22 protein-coding genes are annotated in these 21,865 nt (G+C 61.0%); 6 read left to right on the top strand and 16 right to left on the bottom strand.

The window, feature by feature from the left end; all coding sequences use genetic code 11:
* Window positions 1–30: 30 nt before the first annotated feature.
* The 3 genes from modC to modA are packed head-to-tail and all read right to left on the bottom strand — an operon-like array spanning window position 31 to window position 2,638.
* Window positions 31–1,167, bottom strand: a complete 1,137-nt coding sequence (gene modC, locus BUA42_RS16905) for a molybdenum ABC transporter ATP-binding protein (protein WP_245819046.1) — start codon at window positions 1,165–1,167, stop codon at window positions 31–33.
* Entirely contained in the window at window positions 1,125–1,820 is a 696-nt protein-coding gene (modB, locus tag BUA42_RS16900; RefSeq protein ID WP_218588643.1) for a molybdate ABC transporter permease subunit, read from the bottom strand. Before modB ends, modC begins: the two co-directional genes overlap by 43 nt.
* A complete protein-coding gene (gene modA, locus BUA42_RS16895; protein WP_245819045.1) occupies window positions 1,820–2,638 on the bottom strand; it encodes a molybdate ABC transporter substrate-binding protein in 819 nt (272 codons plus the stop codon). The genes modB and modA overlap by 1 nt, the downstream gene beginning before the upstream one ends.
* Before the next feature lie 92 nt (window positions 2,639–2,730).
* Here modA and BUA42_RS16890 point away from each other — a divergent pair, with 92 nt between their 5' ends.
* The 4 genes from BUA42_RS16890 to BUA42_RS16875 all read left to right on the top strand — a co-directional run bounded on the left by BUA42_RS16890 (window position 2,731) and on the right by BUA42_RS16875 (window position 7,657).
* A complete protein-coding gene (locus tag BUA42_RS16890; RefSeq protein ID WP_072779508.1) occupies window positions 2,731–3,441 on the top strand; it encodes an ImuA family protein in 711 nt (236 codons plus the stop codon).
* Window positions 3,442–3,610: 169 nt separating this feature from the next.
* Window positions 3,611–4,831, top strand: coding sequence for an MFS transporter (locus BUA42_RS16885; protein ID WP_072779507.1), 1,221 nt, complete (start codon window positions 3,611–3,613; stop codon window positions 4,829–4,831).
* Window positions 4,832–4,900: 69 nt separating this feature from the next.
* Window positions 4,901–6,619 carry a methionine--tRNA ligase gene (gene metG / locus BUA42_RS16880; protein ID WP_072779506.1) on the top strand — a complete coding sequence of 573 codons (1,719 nt, stop codon included), beginning with the start codon at window positions 4,901–4,903 and terminating at the stop codon, window positions 6,617–6,619.
* Window positions 6,620–6,844: 225 nt separating this feature from the next.
* The gene (locus BUA42_RS16875) at window positions 6,845–7,657 is read left to right on the top strand and encodes a LysR family transcriptional regulator (RefSeq protein WP_072779505.1); all 813 of its coding nucleotides are present in this window, start codon (window positions 6,845–6,847) and stop codon (window positions 7,655–7,657) included.
* Window positions 7,658–7,716: 59 nt separating this feature from the next.
* Here the strand turns inward: BUA42_RS16875 and BUA42_RS16870 are convergent, their stop codons facing one another.
* Window positions 7,717–8,151, bottom strand: coding sequence for an FKBP-type peptidyl-prolyl cis-trans isomerase (locus BUA42_RS16870; RefSeq protein WP_072779504.1), 435 nt, complete (start codon window positions 8,149–8,151; stop codon window positions 7,717–7,719).
* A gap of 118 nt (window positions 8,152–8,269) precedes the next feature.
* Window positions 8,270–8,728 (bottom strand): Lrp/AsnC family transcriptional regulator, encoded by a 459-nt coding sequence (locus BUA42_RS16865; RefSeq protein WP_072779659.1) that lies wholly within the window; start codon window positions 8,726–8,728, stop codon window positions 8,270–8,272.
* A 137-nt stretch (window positions 8,729–8,865) separates the two neighbouring features.
* On the opposite strand from BUA42_RS16865, the gene ald reads away from it, so the two are divergent.
* Window positions 8,866–9,987, top strand: coding sequence for an alanine dehydrogenase (gene ald / locus BUA42_RS16860; RefSeq protein ID WP_072779503.1), 1,122 nt, complete (start codon window positions 8,866–8,868; stop codon window positions 9,985–9,987).
* A 68-nt stretch (window positions 9,988–10,055) separates the two neighbouring features.
* On the opposite strand, the gene mscL is transcribed toward ald, so the two are convergent.
* The 5 genes from mscL to pheS all read right to left on the bottom strand — a co-directional run bounded on the left by mscL (window position 10,056) and on the right by pheS (window position 15,333).
* Window positions 10,056–10,481 carry a large conductance mechanosensitive channel protein MscL gene (gene mscL / locus BUA42_RS16855; RefSeq protein WP_072779502.1) on the bottom strand — a complete coding sequence of 142 codons (426 nt, stop codon included), beginning with the start codon at window positions 10,479–10,481 and terminating at the stop codon, window positions 10,056–10,058.
* 148 nt (window positions 10,482–10,629) lie between these two features.
* Window positions 10,630–11,079 (bottom strand): YtoQ family protein, encoded by a 450-nt coding sequence (locus BUA42_RS16850; protein WP_072779658.1) that lies wholly within the window; start codon window positions 11,077–11,079, stop codon window positions 10,630–10,632.
* Window positions 11,080–11,217: 138 nt separating this feature from the next.
* Window positions 11,218–13,614 (bottom strand): phenylalanine--tRNA ligase subunit beta, encoded by a 2,397-nt coding sequence (pheT, locus tag BUA42_RS16845; RefSeq protein WP_072779501.1) that lies wholly within the window; start codon window positions 13,612–13,614, stop codon window positions 11,218–11,220.
* Between the two features lie 68 nt (window positions 13,615–13,682).
* Complete coding sequence (locus BUA42_RS16840) at window positions 13,683–14,189, bottom strand: hypothetical protein (protein ID WP_072779500.1); 507 nt, start codon at window positions 14,187–14,189, stop codon at window positions 13,683–13,685.
* Window positions 14,190–14,259: 70 nt separating this feature from the next.
* Window positions 14,260–15,333, bottom strand: coding sequence for a phenylalanine--tRNA ligase subunit alpha (gene pheS, locus BUA42_RS16835; protein ID WP_072779499.1), 1,074 nt, complete (start codon window positions 15,331–15,333; stop codon window positions 14,260–14,262).
* A 255-nt stretch (window positions 15,334–15,588) separates the two neighbouring features.
* Here pheS and BUA42_RS16830 point away from each other — a divergent pair, with 255 nt between their 5' ends.
* On the top strand, window positions 15,589–16,782 hold the full coding sequence (locus BUA42_RS16830; RefSeq protein WP_072779498.1) for an OmpA family protein: 1,194 nt from the start codon (window positions 15,589–15,591) through the stop codon (window positions 16,780–16,782).
* Between the two features lie 86 nt (window positions 16,783–16,868).
* Here the strand turns inward: BUA42_RS16830 and BUA42_RS16825 are convergent, their stop codons facing one another.
* The 6 genes from BUA42_RS16825 to pyk all read right to left on the bottom strand — a co-directional run bounded on the left by BUA42_RS16825 (window position 16,869) and on the right by pyk (window position 21,845).
* Window positions 16,869–18,353 carry a fused MFS/spermidine synthase gene (locus BUA42_RS16825; RefSeq protein ID WP_072779497.1) on the bottom strand — a complete coding sequence of 495 codons (1,485 nt, stop codon included), beginning with the start codon at window positions 18,351–18,353 and terminating at the stop codon, window positions 16,869–16,871.
* Between the two features lie 170 nt (window positions 18,354–18,523).
* A complete protein-coding gene (locus BUA42_RS16820; RefSeq protein ID WP_072779496.1) occupies window positions 18,524–19,150 on the bottom strand; it encodes a hypothetical protein in 627 nt (208 codons plus the stop codon).
* Between the two features lie 293 nt (window positions 19,151–19,443).
* On the bottom strand, window positions 19,444–19,809 hold the full coding sequence (gene rplT / locus BUA42_RS16815) for a 50S ribosomal protein L20 (RefSeq protein WP_072779495.1): 366 nt from the start codon (window positions 19,807–19,809) through the stop codon (window positions 19,444–19,446).
* A 12-nt stretch (window positions 19,810–19,821) separates the two neighbouring features.
* Window positions 19,822–20,022, bottom strand: coding sequence for a 50S ribosomal protein L35 (gene rpmI / locus BUA42_RS16810; RefSeq protein ID WP_072779494.1), 201 nt, complete (start codon window positions 20,020–20,022; stop codon window positions 19,822–19,824).
* 122 nt (window positions 20,023–20,144) lie between these two features.
* Window positions 20,145–20,366 (bottom strand): hypothetical protein, encoded by a 222-nt coding sequence (locus BUA42_RS16805; RefSeq protein ID WP_072779493.1) that lies wholly within the window; start codon window positions 20,364–20,366, stop codon window positions 20,145–20,147.
* Window positions 20,367–20,399: 33 nt separating this feature from the next.
* Window positions 20,400–21,845 carry a pyruvate kinase gene (pyk, locus tag BUA42_RS16800; RefSeq protein ID WP_072779492.1) on the bottom strand — a complete coding sequence of 482 codons (1,446 nt, stop codon included), beginning with the start codon at window positions 21,843–21,845 and terminating at the stop codon, window positions 20,400–20,402.
* Window positions 21,846–21,865 lie beyond the last annotated feature (20 nt).

Here is a 21,865-nt window from a genome sequence, read left to right as displayed (position 1 = left end):
TTCTCGTTTGGCGTCCGCGCACCCTAGCGGCTAGATCCCGGTCTGCAAGCCGACCGCAATATCGGTTTGCGAGACGGCAACGGATTTCATCACGGCAAAGCAGGTGGCGCCCTCTGCAACGCCCATCGCATCCGCACTGCGTCGCGTGATCCGGGCGAGCAACAGGTCGTCGCCCGCCTGCATCTGAACGATGACGCCAGGCCCCTCACCACGGCGCACGGCAAGGACGCGCACCGGAAGGATGTTCAAAGCGGACAAGCCTTCCGGTCTGGTCCGCGACAGGATCACGTCCTGCGCCAGAATGCGCACCCGCAACTCCGATCCCACCGGCGCGTCGACCGCTGGCAGGAACAGGCGCCCGCCCGAAACGGCAAGTTCGCTGACCCCATCATCCGGCTGCGCGACGACACGCGCGGACAGCACCGCCCCGGCGTCGCGAATGCCGACGACGCGCACCATGTCAGGATCCGTCAACACACGTTCAGGCGGCCCGGATTGCACGACGGTCCCGTCTTCGATCAGCACGATATGCGTCGCCAACCGCGCCACCTCGGCCATATTGTGGGTCACATAAAGGATCGACACACCCGTTTCGCCGCGCAATGTCTCCAGATAGGGCAGGATCTCGGCCTTGCGCGGTCCGTCGAGCGAGGCCAGCGGTTCATCCATCAAGAGCATATCCGGCTCGGCCAAAAGCGCGCGCCCGATTGCAATGCGCTGTGCTTCCCCGCCCGACAGGCCATGCGTGCGCCGGGCAAGAAGGTGCTCGATGCCAAGAAGGCCCGCCACCTCTTCAGGCCGGCGGCTTCCTCGCCCTGACACGCGGGATGCATAGCACAGGTTGTCCCGGACCGAGAGGTGTGGAAACAGACGGCTGTCCTGGAACACATATCCCAGACGACGCTTGTGCACCGGAACGTTGGTGCGGGCGTCGCTATCGAAGAGCACCCGATCCCCCAGGTGGATGCGCCCTCGATCCGGATTCAGCAGCCCTGCGATGGAACGGATGATCGACGTCTTTCCGCTCCCCGATCGCCCGAACAGAACCGTGACCCCCTCTGGCGCATCGAATGCGGCCTTCAGGCAGAAGTGGCCCAGTTGCCGCTGGATATCCACCGTTAGCGTCATTTGCCCGCGATCCGTCTTGCCACCCGGCGCGAAAGCCATTCCGACAGGATCAACGCGGCGACCGCGATGAACACCGCAACGACAACCAAGCGAAGCGCCGCGTCCTCTCCGCCCGGGACTTGAAGGAAAGCATAGATTGCCGAGGGCACCGTGCGTGTTTCCCCGGGGATATTCGACACGAAGGTGATCGTCGCGCCGAATTCCCCCATGGCTTTGGCAAAAGCCAACACGGCGCCCGCAATGATGCCAGGCAGGATCAATGGCAGCGTCACAGAAGTGAAGACACGCAATCGGCTTGCGCCAAGCGTGGCCGCAGCCTCTTCCAGCTTCGGGTCCACCGCCTCGATCGCAAGGCGCATGGCCCGCACCATCAGCGGAAAGGCCATGATGGCCGCTGCCAGCGCCGCGCCAGTCCATTGAAACGCGAAGGTGACGCCGAAGGTGTCGTATAGAAATCCACCCACAGGACCGCGACGCCCGAAACTCAGAAGCAAAAGATATCCTGTAACCACCGGAGGCAAGACCAGTGGCAGATGCACCAGCCAATTCAGAACGTCCCGCCCGATGAACTGTCCCCGCGCGAGCGCCATGGCGCAAATCACACCGAAAGGAAGGCTCACCAGCGTCGCCCAGAACGAAACTTTGAGGGACAAAAGCACCGCCTGCCATTCTTCCGGACCAAGCCCCAACATCATTTGGGCTCCGCCGTCGGTGGACCGAAACCATGTTTCCTCAATGAAGATTGCGCGGCAGCGGAAAGTAACCACTGAAGAAAGTCCGAGGCGACGTCAGGCTCCGCGCTTTCCGCCACCAGAGCAGCCGGATAGGCGATCGCCGGATGACTGCCCTCGGGGAACGTCGCCACGACATGCACGCGCGGCTCTGCCAGCGCGTCCGTCGCATAGACGACCCCCAACGGAGCTTCGCCCAGCGCAACAAGTGCCAGAGCGGCGCGCACGTTGTCGGTCGGCGCAAGGCGGTCCGAGACGTCATCCCACAGACCCAGCGTTTCCAGCCCGGCCCTGGCATAGAGGCCCGCCGGGACCGCTTCGGGCAAAGCCACCGCCAATCGTCCGTCAGTGCCGAGCAGAGCAGCGATGTCGGTCTTGGGTGACAGCAATACCTCTGATGCGGCAGCCCCATCATGCGCAACAAGGACCAATGTGTTCGACGCCACATCGATGCGGGACACCTCATTCAGACGCCCACGCGCGGCCAACCAATCCATCCAGTCCACGTTTGCGGACAGGTAAATATCCGCAGGTGCCCCGGCCTCGATCTGCCGCGCCAGCGTCGAACTTCCCGCGAGGACAAGCGTGACGGAATGCCCCGTCTCTGCCTGCCATGCCTCGGCCAAATCGGTCAGCGCATCACCCAACGACGCGGCGGCGAACACCGTGATGTCCGCCGCCTGCGCTGGCAGGGCACAGAGTATCGCCAGCACGGCGGCACGAAGCGATGCGATCACGTTGGCGATGTCCTTGTCCCCGAAATGCGGTCTTGGGCGCACCAGACCAAGTGCGGTTCAGAGAGGCAAGAGGTGACCACGGGATCTGCGACGAATCTCTTGAGAACAAAATGGGAACATTTATACTTCACCCCATGAAACCGGCTTCCACTCTCCTGTCCCGTCGCTCCCACCGCGCCTTTCCGGAGATCACGCTTGGTGATGCCGAGATCGCCCTCCGGCTGGGGCGCGTGCATGAGCTTTGCGGCGCGGCGCGGCATACTCTGGCGCTGGCGGTCACAGCACGGGCGGGCGGACCTGCGATCTGGATCACGGCATCGGACCCGGCCGACTCGCTCTGCCCCGATGCAATCGCGGAGTGGATCAATCCCGGCGATATCCTGTTCGTCAAAGCCATGAAGCGTGACACGCTGCTCTGGGCGATGGAAGAGGCGTTGCGTGACGGTCAGGCACCGGTGGTCATCGCCGATCTGCCCGGCCCGCCCGGCATGGTGCCGGTTCGGCGGTTGCACCTTGCCGCCGAAGCCGGATGCGGCAAGGGCCTCTGCCATCCGCTGGCGCTTCTGCTGACCCCGGAAGACGGCGGCGCGCCGGGGATTGAAACCCGGTGGGCGCTTCACGCTGCACATCGGCACCACACACCGCTTTGGAAGCTCGATCGCCTGCGCGCCCGCATGGCGCCGCCAAAACAGTGGGTGATGACATGCACGAAAGAGGGGCTGAGCCCGAATGATCCCGCGCCCGACGCAGCGGTTGAAACGCATGCCCTCGACGCAACAAAGGCCCACGACCAGAACAATCAGGGCACTATCCATACGTCAGAGCGCATGCTCACACGTGCATAGTACTTGAAACGTCCACACGGCAAAAACCCGCGCTGGCCAAGAATTTTCGTACGAAAATTCTAAGCGGCCACCCATTAAATTCTGGTTGAAAGCCGCCAGAGCGACGGAAACGACGCGAGACGTCGAATAAAGACAGGCATCCCATCCTCAGCGCCCTATCGCTGATCCCATGCGCCTGCCCCTGTCCTTCGCCGCCCTCTTCCTGTCCGTCATCCTTTTGCAGATCTCCTCGGGCGGCGTTGGCCCACTCGACGCGATCTCGGGCATCACACTTGGATTCTCAACCGCCCAGATCGGTCTTCTGGGATCGGCCCATTTCATCGGTTTCTTCGTCGGTTGCTGGTGGGCTCCGCGGCTTATCGGATCAGTCGGTCATGCCCGCGCCTTTTCCGCCTTCACCACGCTTGGGGCCATCGGCCTTCTGGCCCACATGCTCGTGACAGATCCCACCGCTTGGTCGATCATGCGGATGGCCACGGGTCTCTGCGTTGCGGGGTGCTACACGGTGATCGAAGCGTGGCTGCAGGCCGAGGTGACAAACGAAACGCGCGGCCGTGCCATGGGGCTCTACCGCATCGCCGATATGGGCGCGTCGCTCGTGGCCCAACTCCTCATAGGTGTCCTCACGCCCGCGTCCTACGTGAGCTACAACCTGCTCGCCATCCTCTGCTGTGCGGCGCTTCTGCCAATCGCCCTGACCAAACGTCCACAGCCGGAGACCCCGTCTGCTCCGCGCCTGCGCCCGATGCTGGCCGTTACGCGGTCGCCACTCGCCGCCGCGGGTGTCGTGGTCGCCGCGTTATCTTCGGCGTCGTTCCGGATGGTGGGGCCAGTCTATGGCCAGGGCGTCGGACTGGCACTGGACCAGATCGCGCTCTTCATGGCGGCATTTGTGGCGGGCGGCGCACTGGCGCAATATCCGGTGGGGTGGCTTGCCGACAAATATGACCGGCGTTGGGTGCTGATCTGGCTTTCGGTCGCCGCAATCGCGTCCTGTGTGTTGACGGCGACGCTGACGGATTTGTCGACGACAGGCATCTTCATCACCGCGATGATCTTCGGACTCACGACCTTTCCGATCTATTCGGTCGCCGCCGCGCATGCACATGACTTTGCAACATCGGACGAACGGGTGGAACTGTCGGCCGCGCTCATGTTCTGGTACGCCACCGGCGCGATCGCCGCGCCGTATCTGGCCTCTGTGCTGATGACCGCCTTCGGGCCACCCGCACTTTTCGCGATGATCGCCGTCGGGCACGCCGTCCTTGTTATTTTTGGCATCATCCGAACGCGCGTGCGCCCGACGCAAGCGAAAACGCCTTACGTTTATGCCCCGCGCACGTCGTTTCTGATTGGCCGATTGATGAAGTCGAGTCGGGACAGGGACTGATCCCCTAGCCCTTGCCCCATTGTTCCGCTAAAGCACGGCAAACCTCGGACAAAACGCGGACGCATCACGATGGCACGGCATCTCATCACCTCGGCCATTCCCTATATCAACGGGATCAAGCACTTGGGCAATCTCGTGGGCAGCCAACTGCCCGCCGACCTCTACGCGCGCTACCTGCGTGCGCGTGGGCATGAAGTGATGTTCCTGTGCGCCACCGACGAACACGGCACTCCGGCCGAACTGGCAGCGGCGAAAGCGGGCAAACCGGTAGACGAGTATTGCCGTGAAATGCACGCGGTGCAGTCTGAAATCGCAGATGGGTTCCGCCTGTCCTTCGATCATTTCGGCCGATCCTCCAGCCCGCAGAACCACAAGCTGACCCAGCACTTTGCCGGACGGCTGGCCGACGCGGGTCTGATCCGCGAAGTGGCCGAAAAACAGGTCTATTCCCACGCCGACAAGCGCTTCCTGCCGGATCGATATATCGAAGGCACCTGCCCGAATTGCGGGTATGACAAGGCCCGTGGCGATCAATGCGAAAACTGCACGAAGCAGCTTGACCCAACAGATCTGATCGACCCGCGATCCGCGATTTCAGGCTCAACCGATCTGGAAGTGCGCGAAACGAAGCACCTCTATCTGCGCCAATCGCAAATGCGCGGCAAGTTGCAGGAATGGATCGACAGCAAAACGGACTGGCCCGTTCTGACCACGTCCATCGCCAAGAAATGGCTCAACGACGGGGACGGCCTTCAGGACCGCGGCATCACCCGCGATCTTGATTGGGGTATCCCGGTCAAGAAAGGTGACGACGACTGGCCCGGCATGGAAGGCAAGGTCTTCTACGTCTGGTTCGATGCGCCCATCGAATACATCGCCTGCGCGGGCGAATGGGCCGAGGCGAATGGCAAGACGGACGCCGATTGGGAACGCTGGTGGCGCACCGACAAAGGCGCCGACGATGTGCGCTACACCCAGTTCATGGGCAAGGACAACGTGCCCTTCCACACCCTCAGCTTCCCCTCGACCATCCTCGGTTCGGGCGAAGACTGGAAGCTTGTCGACTATATCAAGTCGTTCAACTACCTGAACTACGATGGTGGCCAGTTCTCCACATCACAGGGACGAGGGGTCTTCATGGACCAGGCGCTCGATATCCTGCCCGCCGATTATTGGCGCTGGTGGTTGCTCAGCCACGCACCCGAAAGTTCGGACAGCGAATTCACCTGGGAGAACTTCCAAGGCTCGGTGAACAAGGACCTTGCCGATGTGCTCGGCAACTTCGCCAGCCGCGTGACGAAGTTCTGCCGCTCCAAATTCGGCGAAGAGGTCCCTGCAGGCGGTACACCCGGCGACCGTGAAGCGCAGCTTGTGCAGGACCTCGAAGCGGGTCTGCGGGACTACGAAGCACATATGGACGCCATCGACGTCCGCAAGTCCGCTGCGGCACTACGTGCGCTTTGGGTCATGGGCAACGAATATCTGCAGGATGTCGCCCCATGGACCACGTTCAAGGAAAACCCGGACGCGGCGGCGATGCAAATCCGCATGGCGCTTAATCTGATCCCTTTCTACGCGGTCATCTCAAGCCCGTTCATCCCTGATGCATCGGCGCAGCTTTTGACGGCGATGCGGTCGACTGACGGGCGATGGCCGGAGAGTGCAGAACAGGCGCTCTCGGCCCTCCCAGCCGGTCACGCCTTCAGCGTCCCCGACGTGACCTTCCGCAAGATCACGGATGACGAGCGCTCAGACTGGCAAGTCAGATTCGCCGGAACCCGCACCTGACGCCGCCCGAAGACGGTCGCGCGGAGCCGTAGCCAAAACCGGCGCTGCGCCCATTTTCGGTGACTGCGCACGCGGCGCATGATGAGATCGCGTTCGGTGATCGGATGCTGCGCGCGATATGTGAAGTCGTTTTCAAGGTCCATCGTTTCACTCCTGAAATGCCAAGAGTGAACTTACTGCGTAAAGTAATGGCTCGGCAGCGTCGTTTCTGGCAACATGGGTTTCATGAATGAAACCCCGCCGTCCCTCGACGATCTCGCACTGTTTGCGTCGGTTGCTCAATCCGGATCACTGAGCGCGGCCAGTCGCGCGACCAAAACCCCATTGCCCACGCTTTCGCGCCGAATGGCGCAGCTTGAACGGCAGCTCGATCGGACACTGTTCCAGCGGGGTCCGTCGGGCTACGCGCTCACCGCAGAGGGTCGCGCTCTTGCCGATGAACTCACAGGGTTGGAAGACACGCGGCGTCGCGTGGCACGATGGTGGGCCGCCGAAACCGGTCCAAGTGTCGTGCGCATCACAACCGGCTTCTGGACCGCGCGCGCCATCGCACACGGGTTGAACCCCGACATGTCGCGTGACTGGCGACCGCATTTCGTCGCAGCCACGGCAGCGCTGGACCTTGCGCGACGCGAGGCGGATATCGGCGTTCGCAACGCGCCGCCCGAGCATCCCTGGCTCGCGCGCAAACAACTGGCAACGGTCCATTTCGCGTTTTACGGCAAGCCGGGGGTAAACGGCATCGTCGCCACACCGCCCAATGTCCGGTCCCAGCGTTGGTTGCACGAAAACCACGGCACCGAGATCACCTGCCTCGCAAGCGACCCGCGTCTATGTCTGGATCTTGCCCTTGCAGGGCACGGTCGCCTGCTTCTGCCTACATTCGCAGGAGACACAATTGCCGCGCTTGAACGCATGTCGGACCCGGTGCCGGACCTGACACACGAAGCGTGGCTCGTCGCGCATCAGGACGCCAGACACGACCCGCCCATCCGCGCCGCAATCGACGAAATCACATCGATTCTGCGCGTTGGGTGAACGAAAATGAGGCCCGGAATTCCGGGCCTCTTGTTTCACTTCAGATGCTGAATCGGTGGTCAGGCCGCCTTGATCTCCATCAGCTCGATGGCAAAGGTCAGGTCTTTTCCCGCCAAGGGATGATTGGCGTCCAGCGTGACCTCGGTCTCACTCACCTCGGCCACCATGACCGGGACGACTTGCCCGGTCGGTGTTTGCATTTGCAACTGCGTGCCCGGCTCAAGCGGGATGTCGGCAGGAATTTCGGCGCGCGGGACCGCCTGCCGCGCGTTAGGGTCGGGTTGACCATAAGCCTGGTCTGCGGACACATCGACCACCTTCTTGTCACCGACCGCCATACCCGGAATAGCCTCGTCCAGACCGGGGATGATCTGTCCGGCGCCGACTGTGAACTCCAGCGGATCGCGCCCTTCCGAGCTGTCGAACGTTGCTCCGTCAGCCAGTGTGCCGGTGTAGTGAATCGATACGGTATCGCCCGTTTTGACCTGGGTCATGAAGTCTCCAATGATTTCGGGGGTGTGTTTTCGGAGGCCGTGATGTAGCGGGTGCTCCTGCTCAAGACCATGCCTACTGCATTTGTGGCGTGGCCGCAAATTGGCCCTGCATGACCCGTCAGACAGGCAGGGCGGTGGTCTTGAAGACGGTTCGCAACGCAAACGAACTCTGCATCTGCGCCACACCCGGCAACCGGGTGAGATACTGCCGATGGATGCGCGCGAAATCCTCGGTGTCTTCCGCCACAACCTTGAGAATGTAATCCGCCGTGCCTGCCATGAGATGGCATTCCAAGACGTCGGGCACGCGTGCGACCGCTTTCTCGAAGGCCTCAAGAATCTCGTCCGCCTGCGCTTTCAACTTGATCTCGACGAAGACGGTCGTTGGCATCCCCAGTTTTCGCGCATTGAGCAGCGCGACGTAGTCACGAATATAGCCGTCCGCCTCCAACCGTTGCACACGCCGATGGCAGGCCGACGCCGAAAGATGCACGGCATCTGCGAGGTCGGCGTTAGAAATGCGCCCCTTGCGCTGCAACACGCGCAGGATACGCCGGTCTGTATCGTCCAAAGCCATGTTCTCTGAATTCTCCTGCGTTTTGGCGCATTCTTCGAAGATCCTTCGCAGGATGCCCTGCCACACGCCGCAATTCCAGATCCAATTGCGCAAGATGTACGGCATGCTGCTCCGCAAGACGTCGGGAGGAACCAGTCATGAAAATCGGATGCCCAAAAGAGATCAAACCGCAGGAATTTCGCGTTGGCCTCACACCAAGCGCCGCGCAGGAAGCGACAGCACACGGCCACACAGTGGTGATGCAACGCGGCGCGGGCGTTGGCGCGGGATTTGACGACGCCGCCTACGAAGCTGCAGGAGCCCGGATCGTCGACACGGCGGAAGAGGTGTTCGCTAAGGCCGACATGATCGTGAAGGTGAAGGAACCACAGGCCGTCGAGCGCAAGATGCTCCGCGAAGGTCAGGTGCTGTTCACCTATCTTCACCTCGCTCCCGATCCTGAACAGACCAAAGACCTCCTCGCGTCGGGTTGCACGGCCATCGCCTATGAGACGGTGACCGACGCCAGTGGTGGTCTGCCGCTGCTCGCCCCGATGTCCGAGGTGGCCGGCAAGCTTGCGCCGCAAGTCGGCGCGTGGACGTTGCAGAAAGCCAATGGCGGACGTGGCGTGTTGATGGGTGGCGTACCCGGCGTCGGCCCGGCGCAGGTTGTGGTGATCGGCGGCGGCGTTGTCGGCACACACGCCGCCCGCGTTGCCGCGGGCATGGGTGCGGACGTGACCGTGCTCGACCGCTCTCTTCCCAGGATGCGCTACCTCGATGATGTCTTCGGTGGCACGTTCCGCACGCGGTATGCCAGCCGGTCGAACATCGCTGAATTGATCACGGGCGCGGACATGGTGGTCGGAGCCGTTCTGATCCCAGGCGCGGCAGCACCCAAATTGGTGAGCAAGGCCGATCTGTCGACCATGAAACCCGGTGCGGTCCTTGTGGACGTTGCTATTGACCAGGGGGGCTGCTTCGAAACCTCAAAACCCACCACGCACGAAGACCCGATCTACGAGGTCGATGGCGTCATGCATTACTGCGTCGCCAACATGCCCGGCGCCGTCGCCCGCACGTCGACGATTGCGCTTGGAAACGCCACGATGCCGTACATGCTGTCGCTGGCCGACAAAGGCTGGCAGCAAGCCTGCGCCGACGACCCGCACCTGTTGAACGGCCTGAACGTGCATGCCGGGAAGCTCACCTACTATGCCGTCGGCAAAGCGCTTGGCATCGACGTGACATCACCGCAGCTTGTGCTGAAAGCGGCTTAAAAAGAAGAAGGTGTCCGCATAGGGACACCTTCAAAACGCCCGACTATGTGTCAGGTGATTTCGCGCAATCAGCCCTTTTTCAGGGCATCTCGGATTTCCAGAAGCACATCGAGTTCGCTTGGCCCGGTGTCGACCTCGGGTGCTACATCGTCGGGCTTTTCTGCGGCTTCCTTGATCCGGTTCACCATCTTCACGAGGATAAACACAACAAAGGCGATAATCAGGAAGTTGATCACGGCCATGATAAAGTTGCCGATGGCAAACACGGCAGCACCGGCCTCTTGTGCCGCAGCGAGCGAGGCGTGTTCGCTGCCGTCCAGAGTGTAGAACCAACCGGAGAAGTCGATACCTCCGGTAAACAGCGCGATGATCGGATTGATCAAATCACCGACCAACGACGTCACAATCGCCGTGAATGCAGCACCGATGATGATGCCGACGGCCATGTCCATCACATTGCCTTTGGCAATGAAGTCCTTGAATTCTTGAATCATTACTAGTTTCCCTCGTGTTGGCTTGCCCCCGGTTTTCGACCGGGGTCAACGAATAGTTAACAACACGATGGCCATTGTCACGTTTCGGTAAACGATCCGCGTGGAAATTGCGGATCCCTGCCGCAGGATGCGGCAATCCGGACGCAGTCTAGGACGGCAAAGCGCCCGTGAGCACGTATCGCAGGATCTGAGCGACCTCTTGCGGCGTGCGCGTCATGGCAAGCGCAGCGGCATCCACTTCCTTCAGCGCGTGGTCATGTTCGGGCTGTTGAAGAATAATCAGCGATTTGCCCAGCGCGCTGGCGTAGCCCGCATCAAAAGCCGCGTTCCATTGCTTGTACTTTTCGCCGAACCGCACCACCACAACATCCGCGTCAGAAATCCCTTTCCGCGTCCGGATCGCATTGACCATCGCGCCTTTGTGATCGTGCCAGTATTTGTTCTCCTCGGCGCCGAGGATCGCAACACCGCAGTCATCGCTGGCCGCATGATCGGTCACGGGGCTGTCGAAGGTCACGTCGAGACCTTGGCACGCGTCGATGATTTGCTCACGCCAATCGGTGTGAATTTCGCCCGACAAGTAGACTTTCAAGCTCATGATGGTGTCCTCCCCAGAATTTTCGAAACCGCGCGTATGGCCAGTTCCGCCAGCACTTAACGCAATCTTTTCGAAGGTCACAAAGAATCTTCGTACGAAGATTCTTTGTCCCGATCCCGCAACAGCGTCGGGGCAAGCTCAACCCCGGAGCGTTCCGCCCGTCGCTTTTGTGACTTTCTCGACGATCTTTTGTGCGACCGCCTCGATATCCGCTTCCTTCAACGTACGATCCGTCGGCTGCAACCGTACGGTGATGGCCAGGGACTTCTTGCCCTCGCCCAGACTACCGCCGATGAATTCATCGAATACCCGCACATCCGTGATCAGCGCCTTGTCCGCGCCTGCTGCAGCGTTCACCAGATCAAGCGCGGCCACGTCGCTATCGACGACAAAGGCGAAGTCCCGTTCGACGGCCTGCAGATCGTTCAACACCAACGCGGGTCGCGTCGCGCCCGATTTACGGGGCATCGGAATTTCCTCCGGCCAAAGCGTGAAGGCAACCGCCGGGCCTTTCACATCCATGGCCTTGAGCACCTTGGGATGCAGTTCGCCGAAGATGCCCAGCACCTTCTTCGGACCCAGGCAAATCACTCCGTGACGGCCCGGATGCCACCAGTCATTGGCCCCACGCCGGATCTGGGCCTTGGCCGGAGCTCCCATCGCGGCCAAAACGGCTTCGGCATCCGCCTTGGCATCGAACACATCCACGCCGCGTGACGCACCGTGTACGTCCTTTGGCCCGGTTCGGCCGACAAGAAGACCGGAGATCAGCATATGCTCTTCACCCGGTTCACCGCCATGAAACGCCTGGCCGAGCTCGAAGAGCGCGAGGTCCATGAACCCGCGCGCCTGATTGCGTGCTGCCGCCTGCAAAAGACCGGGGAGCAGCGCCGGGCGCATATGGCTCATCTCGGATGAGATCGGGTTCGCCAGCATGGACGCGTCGTCGCCTCCGGCAAAGAGCTTTGCCGCCTGCTGGTCGATAAAACTGTATGTCACGCATTCGTTGTACCCGAGTGCCGCCGCCGTCCGTCGCGCGGCGCGCGTGCGCTGCTGCATCGGCGACAGGATCGGCTTGGGCACACCATCATGGACGCGCGCCATCGGTTTGCCCTGCAGCTTGGTCAGCGATGCAATCCGCGCGACCTCTTCCACGAGATCCGCCTCGCCCGTCACATCAGGGCGCCAGGACGGCACGTGCGCCATATTGCCCTCCAACCGGAAGCCAAGTGCGGTGAGCGTCTGACGCTGTTCGGCTTCGGGGATCTCCATCCCGACTAGTGATATCACCCGCGCCGGGTCAAGCTTGTATGCGCGGCTGGTGTCCGGCACTGCGCCCGCGACGATCATCTCGGACGCCTCGCCACCCGCATGATCCAGGATCATCCGGACGGCCAAGTCCAGCCCCTCGGGCGTGAATGCGGGATCGACCCCGCGCTCGAACCGGTATCGCGCGTCCGAGTTTATCTTGAGCGCCCGGCCTGCATAGGCGATTTGGATCGGGTTCCAGTATGCACTTTCCACGAAGACGTCGGTGGTCTCTTCGGTGCAGCCGGTCTCTTCGCCTCCCATAATCCCGGCGATACTCTCTGGCCCGTTTTCGTCAGAGATCACCATCTGGCCCGGCTGGAACGCATATGTTTTGCCATCGAGCGCCAGCAGTTCTTCGCCACCCGATGCCCGATGGATACGGAGGTTTCCGTTGACCTTGGCCATGTCGAATACGTGCAGCGGGCGATTGCGGTCGTAAGTGAAGAAATTCGTTACATCGACAAGGAAGTTGATCGGGCGCAGGCCAATCGCACGCAACAGGTCCTGCAGCCACGCCGGGCTTGGCCCGTTCGTCACGCCACGAATGATCCGTCCGCAGAACAGCGGACAGCCGTCCAGAGTGTCCTCGTCGATGGATACGCTCATGTCGGCAGCAAAACTTGCCTCAACCGGATCCACCTTCTTGGTCTTCAAGGTGCCCAGCCCCCGCGCTGCCAGATCGCGCGCAATCCCCTGCACGCCCAACGCATCGGGACGGTTCGGCGTGATGGCGATCTCAATCACCGGATCGACCTTCGCGGGGTCATTCTCGGCCAGCCAGTCGATGAATTTCTCGCCCACCTCGCCAGACGGCAGTTCGATGATCCCGTCATGTTCGTCGCTGAGTTCGAGCTCGCGTTCAGAGGCCATCATCCCGTGGCTTTCCACCCCTCGAATGTTGCCCACCGAAAGCGTCACATCGATCCCCGGCACGTAGTCACCGGGCTTCGCCAGAACGACCGTGATCCCGGCGCGCGCGTTCGGTGCGCCGCAGACGATCTGCTTGTCGCCCTCGTCGGTCTCAACCGTGCAGACGCGCAGGCGGTCGGCATCGGGGTGCTGCTCGGCGTGTTTCACCTTGGCCAGCGTAAACGCCTTCAGCTTTTCGGCCGGATTCTCGACCCCCTCCACTTCGAGACCCAAATCAGTCAGCGCCTCGGTGATCTCATCCACTGAAGCATTCGTATCGAGGTGCTGTTTCAGCCAGGAAAGCGTGAATTTCATTGCGCGTGCCGCCGGTTGATTGCGTTTCGCCGCTCTTTACCGGAGGCACGCCGAAGGGGAAAGGCCCGTCAGGTCATCATCAGGGCTTCAATGCCGATCAGCAGACACATCAGGAAAAACAGGATCGATGTGAATGTCGTCTGCAAGATCACCCGGTTGAAATACCGCACCTGCTTGATCGCCTCGATCTGCATCGGGTAGTCCGTGTCGCTGATGTTAAGGTCGAGCAATCGGCGCAGGTGCGGCGCGGGTTCATAGATCAGGCACCGCAACAGGTAGATGATCGAGAGTGAGATCGTCGCCACCTGCGCAAACATCAGCGTCAGGGCAATGAGGTTCTGTGACAAAGAGAACAGAAAGGCGCTCGCCGCGAGAATGATGGCAAGCACGGCCAGAAGTGCCGAAGACTTCGCGTCGATCTCCGCCATGATCTCCCGCGCCTCACTCAACTCCATCTGGATCGGCGCGACGGTTTCGTCCGAGACAACGCAGACCGTACCGATGGTCAGCTGATCCGCCTCCGACATCAGGTAGCGGTCCATCGTCCGGATCAGGCGGGAGAGTTGGGTGCTCATAACAGTCTCCGGCAATTTGTAGGCCGAGCATCAGACCGGCGGTGATGAAAGTGCCGGACTTACGCCCTGCCTAGCCGCTCAACCCACCATGCAATGTCGGCACATCCAGCGCAGAGAATCCATAGTGGCGCAGCCAGCGGAGGTCTGAATCAAAAAACGCGCGTAGGTCCGGGATGCCGTATTTCAGCATCGCGATCCGGTCGATGCCCATGCCGAAGGCGAAGCCTTGCCACTCGTTTGGATCGACGCCCGCGTTTTCGAGGACCTTCGGATGCACCATGCCGGAACCGAGGATTTCGAGCCAGTCGTCGCCCTCGCCCACTTTCAGCGTGCCGCCTTCCCAGGAACAGCGGATGTCGACCTCGGCCGACGGTTCGGTGAACGGGAAGTGCGAAGCGCGGAAGCGCAACTCGACATCGTCGACCTCGAAATAGGCCTTTACGAATTCTTCCAGCACCCATTTCAGGTTCGCCATTGAGATATCCTTGTCGAGGGCGAGGCCCTCGACCTGATGGAACATCGGCGTGTGGGTCTGGTCGTAGTCGGCCCGGTAGACGCGCCCCGGCGCGATGATGCGAATGGGGGCGCCGTTGGCCTCCATCGACCGGATCTGCACAGGCGACGTGTGGGTGCGCAACACATGCGGCGGGCGATTGTCGCCGTCGGCGCGGTGCATGTAGAACGTGTCCATCTCAGCCCGCGCGGGGTGATGGCCCGGGATGTTGAGCGCGTCGAAATTATACCAGTCGCTGTCGATCTGCGGCCCTTCGGCCACCGAGAAGCCCATATCGGCAAAGATCGCCGTGACCTCTTCCGTGACTTGGCTGATCGGGTGGATCGTGCCCTGTCGACGCGCCCGACCCGGCAGCGTCACGTCCAGCCATTCGCCGCGCAGACGCTCATCGAGCGCCACGTCTTCCAAAGCGGCTTTCTTGGCCGACAGCGCGCTGTTGATCTCGTCCTTCAGCGCGTTCAGGGCCGGACCTGCCACCTGACGCTCTTCCGGAGTCATTTTCCCCAACTCGCGCATCTTGAGGCTGATTTCGCCCTTCTTTCCGACCGCCTGCACGCGCAGGTCTTCCAGCGCAGCTTCGTCCGCCGCGTCGGAAATCAGGCCCAGATACTTGTCGCGCAGGTCGTCCATCGTCACCCTCCGGCTTGTCTGTGGCACTCCCTAGCCTCGCGCCTGCCGCGACGCAAGATGACCGACCTTTGACATGGGAAAGTTTCGCGTGACGGCGGTGGAACCGACCGGTGTGACTGAATTGTGGGCATTGGCGGATCATCGCTTCATAGATGTTGACCATAGCACCAAATTCAGCCGTAATGCAGTTTATCAACGTCAAGATATAGAGCGGAAAACCGCCCATATTGCAGTATCGTTCTTTGGGGGAAGAGCATGTCACTACGTATTTTGAAAGAACATTTGCCGTGGGTGGCCCCCACGGTCGTCATTCTATTGGCCGCTACCGGTGTCATTGATTTCTCACCAAACGAACCAGAATCCGCACTGACACAACCTATCAGTTTTGAAGAGACCGAGGTTTCGCGGACATTGACGCAAAGCCCGGTTGCCGTGGGTCAACAGGGAACGGGGCTCGCGCCACTTGCGTCCGGCGGTGCCACGGCACTTCCCGCCGCGGTGGTTCAACCACAGGCCCAGCCGCAACCCGTACTGCAGGTCACCACGGCCGCAGTCGTCGCGCCGCAGCCCGAACCGCTTCAACCCGTGGCACCCCAACCGGTGTCCGTTGACCGCAACGAGGTGACAAACCCTGTGTCCAACCCCGCCGCCTTTTTCGAAGCGGCGCAGGCGCGACTTGCGCAGGACCGCTCTTGTGTCGAGGACCTCCGCGTTCTGGCCAGCGACGCACGCATCTATTTCCCAAGCGGCGGTTTGGCGGGTGAGGAAACCGGCTTGGCGCAAGCGCGCCTTCTGGGTCTGGTCGCGCAAGACTGTCCGAATGTCGAGATCATCGTCGAAGGCCATTCCGATCCCTCAGGCGACCCGGCAGCGAATCTGCGCCTGAGCCAACAACGCGCAGATGCTGTGCTGAAGCGCCTCTCGGCCGCGGGCATCGATACAAGCCGATTCAGTGCAGTTGGCCTCGGCAGTGCTCAACCCTCCGGCCTCAAAGGCGACCGCCCGTCCGCCTATTATGACCGCCGGGTCGAGTTCGAAATTCGCGAAACAACCCGCAACACCGGCAACGCGTCGATATTCAGGTCTGGAACATTGTCGAGCTGCGCATTGGATTTGCAGCAGGCCGTCGCCCAAACACGTCTCTTCTACTCGCCACGGTCCATCACGGCCCCGTCGGACGGGCTGCCAGCAGTACTTGATCTCGCAACAAAAGCCAGCGCGTGCCCCGATGCGCGCCTGCGGGTAATCGGCCAGTATTCTGACGATATCGGATCAGGCGAAACGCCAGCGACGGCGCGCCTGCGTGCGGTGGCCCTTATGAGTTCACTGGTCGGCGCCGGGTTTGACGCGGAACAGATTATCATCGCAGCACATTCGCGGCCCACGGTGCTGGCCGGGCAGCCGGGGCTGAGCGAACGACGTGTGGATTTTGATGTGATCATCGACTAGACGCACTCTTTGCAAGCACCAGCGTCAAGGGCGACCCAGGCAATTGGATCGCCCTTTCTTTCGCAAGACGAGCAACGCTTCGCGATTCAGTCGCGCGGGCCTACAAGCCGGTCAATCGGCGCGTAGTCATCTGTCAGCTCGATGCCGTTGGACGCAATCTGATCGACGAACCCCTGTCCAAGCGCGGCAAACGTCGTGCGCTCGGGCGCTGGTACGGAGAAGCTGTTCGCAGGGGTTTCTGCAATCCCCGCCGCGATCACCATCACAACCCGCTCGCCCGGCTCGGGCCGGCGCGCTTCGGACCAGACCTCCACCACGGGAAAGACGCTTTGCAGCGTTGCCACCACGCTCCCGACCGCCTGCATCCGGTCCGCGTAGTCGATGACGTTCATCAGATACGTGCCGTCCGGTGCCAGCCGACGTCGGACCAGTTCGAAGAATTCCTTGGTCACCAGATGTTGCGGAACGGCCGTATCAGTGAAGGCGTCGCCGACGATGATATCGTATTCGAGATCCTCAATCCGCAACGCACGGCGCGCGTCCATATGGAGAATGCGCGTGCCGCCCGGATCAAACCAGAAGTCCTGCATGGCGAGATCCGTCACAGCAGGGTCAATTTCCGCGACGGTGGTTCGCGTCAGTCCCCGCATGGCAAAGGCGCGGGGCAGCGCGTAATTGCCACCACCGATGTGAAAGCTTGATGGATCCGGCGAAAGCGACCTCAAGCGGGACAGCGCGTCGAGCATCGCGGCGTGGTCCGTGAACATCACCTCTGGCGCGTGTTCGGCGGAGATGCCGTGCACAAGATGATCGATCACCATGGCCCGGGTTGGACGCGCAGGATCTGCCGCCACATCGACCGTTTGCAAACAGAAATACCGACTTTCAACAGTGCACGGGTTGGGCGACAACGCGGTAAAGACCATGGCGGCACACACACCGACAACCGAGGCCCCCTCGGTCCATGTCAGGCGACCTGCGAGCCAAAAACACAGCGCCGCTCCAATTGCGTAAACTGCGGTAACGGTTGCCAGGGTCCAAAGGCTACCGAGCCACGAGATAAACAGGAAACCGGCAAGCAGCGTGCCAACGATGGCTCCGACCGCGCCTGCTGCAAACATCGCACCCAACGCTTGTCCCTGTCTTGATGGCCCCAACAGAGAGACTTGCGTCAGCAACGGCGCCGGAATGCCCGCGAACAGCGACGGCAGGAAGAAAGCGGCGAGTGTCAGGCCCGTGATCCCCCAGACCGGACTTGGCAAGAGCGTCAGGACAGGCTCTGCCGAGGCGCGTAAGGCCACACTCGCCAGCGCCGTGGTCACCGCTGCGGCAACCAGCGCCCACCCGGTCGCGCGCATGGCGTTGGTCCGTGGTCGATCTGCAAGCCGTCCACCAATCCAATGGCCCGCCGAAAACCCTGCAAGAACTACGGCAATGACCGACGTCCAGGTGTAGAGCGACATCCCGACATACGGCGCCAGCATCCGACCCGCGACGATCTCAACCACCATGGACGCGGCAGAAACGGTGGCTTGAAGTGCGACAAGAACGGAAAGGGGCACGGCGCGCATGAAGGTCTCCGGACTTGCGGCATGTCCGGCATCTTGCCTGACGCAACTGCGAACACAAGTTCGGCGTTCTTCTGGTGGAACGAAATGCACCAAGGTGCCACCGGCGCTTTCGGCAACGGCGCTGACCTTGTCAGGTTACTCTCAACGTAGGATTCAAGGTTTGCCGTGCCCTAAAAGGCAAGTCGGTCCGTATCATCGGCAGGCGCAACGCCAGTCCATGAGAGGGCGAAGAACAGGATGCTGAACAGCGCGGCTGTCTGTACGGAAACACCAGAGAGAAACCATCCATTGATAAGGCCGGTCACGTCACTGATGGCGAGGACCGCAACTCCGATAGCGCTCGATAAGCCGAGGGCGCTGATCGCCTGAACGGCGAAGGTCCGCCCGTTTCGCAAACGATTGATTGCGTAGGTCACGAACAGGAAACCGACCGCTGTCACAGGTGCCATACGCTCTGACTCGGCCACCTGAATGAACAGAAGCCCGGTGGCATCCGTCCAGCCGGAGATCTGTCCAAAGCTGGTGACCGCGCTGATCACAAGGATCGCAGCGGTAAGGGTACGTACCATGTACCTGTTCTGGGCAAGCGCGCCAAGAATAGCCCCCGCGGACAGGACAAAGCAAAATGCTGTCGCCGGGACCATCGCCGCATCGGCAGTCGGGTTACGCACCAGAAGGTCGACCCGGAGGCCCCATCCTACGACAAGTGCAAGAGTTGCATAGATCGCAATCAAAACAGCGATGATCGCCGTAACGGGCGATGCAGACCTGCCTGCCATGAATGTTCGGAACGGCATTGAAAGCCCTCTTTTGATGTGGCTCAACGCTTGTTATCCAGCGCTTTTCGAAGCTTGGTGTCACGTGAAGTTTACATCAAACATGTAAACTAAACACACCATATAACATGCCGAAAAAGAGTCGAGTCTATTCTCCCCTACGGCGGAAGTAAGCCGATCTCTCACAAAGGAAAGAAATTCTGCGAAATACTTTTCGATTCTTTTTATGAAGGCATATTCAAAGCAATTTTGTTGCCAGAGCCAATAAAAAACCCCGCGCAACGGCGGGGCTTTCTACTTTAGATTTGCGCCGCTTACGCTGCAAGCGCGCCTTTCGCCTGATCGACGATCGCGCCGAAGGCTTCCGGTTCGTGCACAGCAAGATCGGCAAGAACCTTCCGGTCGACTTCGATACCGGCCAATGTAAGGCCGTTGATAAAGCGCGAGTATGTCAGCGCTTCGTCATGCGCGCGCACCGCCGCGTTGATCCGCTGAATCCACAGAGCGCGGAAGTTGCGCTTGCGGTTCTTACGGTCGCGGGTTGCGTATTGATTGGCTTTGTCGACCGCCTGACGGGCGACTTTGAAGGTGTTCTTGCGACGGCCGTAATAGCCTTTCGCCGCCTTGATGACCTTCTTGTGACGGGCGTGCGTTGTGGTTCCGCCTTTGACTCGGGACATAGCTCTTCCTCCTTAGCGCGCGTAGGGCATCATCGGCTTGATGATCTGTTCATCAGCCTTCGATAGCGTGGTGGTTCCGCGCGCGTCGCGGATGAACTTGTTCGAACGCTTGATCATGCCGTGGCGTTTGCCTGCCTGACCTGCCTTGATGCGGCCCTTGGCCGTCACCTTGAACCGCTTTTTGCAGCTCGATTTCGTCTTCATTTTCGGCATTTCCGTCTCCTGTCTTTCGATCGGTGAACGCACGACTCGGTATGCCATATTGACCGGCCGTGCGGGTAGAGCGCGCCGTATAGGCGGGGTTCCCGCCTGATGCAAGAGGATTTGCGTAGGGTTCAGGTGAAGCGGTTGATCACGCGTGCCACGATCGCAGGCACCTGCTCCAGCGGATAACCACCCGGTTTGTTCGTGATGGCCCAGACAATCATCGCACCCGAAATCATCAGCGTGATCGTTGCGATCCGCGGACGTTCGCCCCGCGAAATCGCCGAGACGACCGCCGGAACCGAAAGAACGCCTAGACCGAGCCCCACCACAAAAAGCGTGTCAGGATCCATGTCCCCACTCCCACTCGTTACCCCCAGGGAAGCTTACTCTGGGTCCGTATTGTAAATCAAACGCTCGTCGCAGGGAGCCACCCGCAGAATATTTGTTGTTCCCGGTGTGTTAAAGGGCACACCAGCGGTTACGAGGATCTGATCGTTCTCGTCGGCGTAGCCACCCGACCGGGCCGCCCGCGCGGCGTTTACGACAGCTTGCTTGAACCGCTCCAGATCGCCGGTGATCACGCATTCCGTGCCCCATGTCAGGGCCAGTCGTCGCGCCGTACCGACCGAGCTTGTCATGGCGATGATGGGAACGCGGGGACGTTCCCGCGCCGTGAGAAGCGCGGTTGTGCCGGATGACGTGAAACAGCAGATCGCTTTGATATTTGTGGTTTCCGCGATTTCCCGCGCCGCCGCCACGATCCCGTCGGCGACAGTTGCCCGTTTCGCGGCCCGCGACGCCTCGATGATCTCGGTGTAGGTGGGATCGCTTTCGACCTCTTCGGCGACGTTGTTCATTGTCGTCACGGCCTCGACCGGATAATCACCGGCGGCGGATTCCGCAGACAACATGATGGCATCGGAGCCTTCGTAGATCGCCGTGGCCACGTCCGAGACCTCGGCACGCGTCGGCATCGGGGATTCAATCATCGATTCCAGCATCTGCGTCGCCACGATCACCGGCTTGGCCGCCGCGCGGCACCGACGAATAAGACGCTTTTGGATTGGCGGGACATTCTGGACCGGCAGTTCCACCCCAAGATCGCCCCGCGCCACCATGATACCATCGGACACTTCGAGGATCTCTTCGAAGGCTTTCACGGCGGCGGGTTTTTCGATCTTCGACAGGATCGCCGCGCGCCCTTTGCACAGAGCACGCGCCTCGGTCACATCTTCCGCGCGTTGAACAAAGCTGAGGGCCAGCCAGTCAACACCCAGATCCGCCACGAATTCCAGATCGTTGCGATCTTTTTCCGAGAGCGCCGCCAAAGGCAAAACCACATCGGGCACGTTCACACCCTTCCGATTGGAAATCGTGCCGCCCGCGATCACGGTGCAGTCCGCGAAATCCTTGCCGCAGTCTTCGACCTTGAGGCGAATCTTCCCGTCATTCACCAGCAGATGTGCGCCCGGTTCGAGCGCCGCAAAGATCTCGGGATGCGGAAGCGTCACACGCTTGGCAGTGCCCTCTTCTTCAGCCAGATCAAGGCGGAAAGAGGCACCTTCCTCGAGTTCTTCTTCGCCATTGGCAAAAACACCCACGCGCAGCTTCGGCCCCTGCAAATCCGCAAGAATACCGATAGTGCTGTCGAGGTCTTTCTCGACCTGACGGATGATCGCGTGACGTTCCGCAATCTCTGCGTGGCTGCCGTGGCTCATGTTCAGGCGGAACACGTCCGCCCCGGCTTCGTGCAAAGCCCGGATCATGTCATAGGTGCTGGATGCCGGGCCAAGTGTGGCCACGATTTTCACACTCCGCAAACGTCTCATAGAAAGAACAGTCCTTCTTA

It is taken from the genome of Marivita hallyeonensis, assembly GCF_900129875.1.
GTDB lineage: Bacteria > Pseudomonadota > Alphaproteobacteria > Rhodobacterales > Rhodobacteraceae > Marivita > Marivita hallyeonensis.
This window is presented reverse-complemented; position numbering and strand designations above follow the sequence as displayed.

Coding starts and splice junctions, on each gene's coding strand:
- BUA42_RS16820 (WP_072779496.1), bottom strand. CDS start 19,150: ATGCCGTTCCGAACATTCATGGCAGGCAGGTCTGCATCGCCCGTTACG.
- mscL (WP_072779502.1), bottom strand. CDS start 10,481: ATGATTCAAGAATTCAAGGACTTCATTGCCAAAGGCAATGTGATGGAC.
- BUA42_RS16865 (WP_072779659.1), bottom strand. CDS start 8,728: ATGGCTTTGGACGATACAGACCGGCGTATCCTGCGCGTGTTGCAGCGC.
- BUA42_RS16885 (WP_072779507.1), top strand. CDS start 3,611: ATGCGCCTGCCCCTGTCCTTCGCCGCCCTCTTCCTGTCCGTCATCCTT.
- BUA42_RS16805 (WP_072779493.1), bottom strand. CDS start 20,366: ATGGATCCTGACACGCTTTTTGTGGTGGGGCTCGGTCTAGGCGTTCTT.
- BUA42_RS16890 (WP_072779508.1), top strand. CDS start 2,731: ATGAAACCGGCTTCCACTCTCCTGTCCCGTCGCTCCCACCGCGCCTTT.
- BUA42_RS16870 (WP_072779504.1), bottom strand. CDS start 8,151: ATGACCCAGGTCAAAACGGGCGATACCGTATCGATTCACTACACCGGC.
- BUA42_RS16850 (WP_072779658.1), bottom strand. CDS start 11,079: ATGAGCTTGAAAGTCTACTTGTCGGGCGAAATTCACACCGATTGGCGT.
- ald (WP_072779503.1), top strand. CDS start 8,866: ATGAAAATCGGATGCCCAAAAGAGATCAAACCGCAGGAATTTCGCGTT.
- pyk (WP_072779492.1), bottom strand. CDS start 21,845: ATGAGACGTTTGCGGAGTGTGAAAATCGTGGCCACACTTGGCCCGGCA.
- rplT (WP_072779495.1), bottom strand. CDS start 19,809: ATGTCCCGAGTCAAAGGCGGAACCACAACGCACGCCCGTCACAAGAAG.
- BUA42_RS16875 (WP_072779505.1), top strand. CDS start 6,845: ATGAATGAAACCCCGCCGTCCCTCGACGATCTCGCACTGTTTGCGTCG.
- modC (WP_245819046.1), bottom strand. CDS start 1,167: ATGGCTTTCGCGCCGGGTGGCAAGACGGATCGCGGGCAAATGACGCTA.
- BUA42_RS16825 (WP_072779497.1), bottom strand. CDS start 18,353: ATGCGCGCCGTGCCCCTTTCCGTTCTTGTCGCACTTCAAGCCACCGTT.
- pheS (WP_072779499.1), bottom strand. CDS start 15,333: ATGGACGACCTGCGCGACAAGTATCTGGGCCTGATTTCCGACGCGGCG.
- pheT (WP_072779501.1), bottom strand. CDS start 13,614: ATGAAATTCACGCTTTCCTGGCTGAAACAGCACCTCGATACGAATGCT.
- BUA42_RS16840 (WP_072779500.1), bottom strand. CDS start 14,189: ATGAGCACCCAACTCTCCCGCCTGATCCGGACGATGGACCGCTACCTG.
- metG (WP_072779506.1), top strand. CDS start 4,901: ATGGCACGGCATCTCATCACCTCGGCCATTCCCTATATCAACGGGATC.
- rpmI (WP_072779494.1), bottom strand. CDS start 20,022: ATGCCGAAAATGAAGACGAAATCGAGCTGCAAAAAGCGGTTCAAGGTG.
- modB (WP_218588643.1), bottom strand. CDS start 1,820: ATGTTGGGGCTTGGTCCGGAAGAATGGCAGGCGGTGCTTTTGTCCCTC.
- BUA42_RS16830 (WP_072779498.1), top strand. CDS start 15,589: ATGTCACTACGTATTTTGAAAGAACATTTGCCGTGGGTGGCCCCCACG.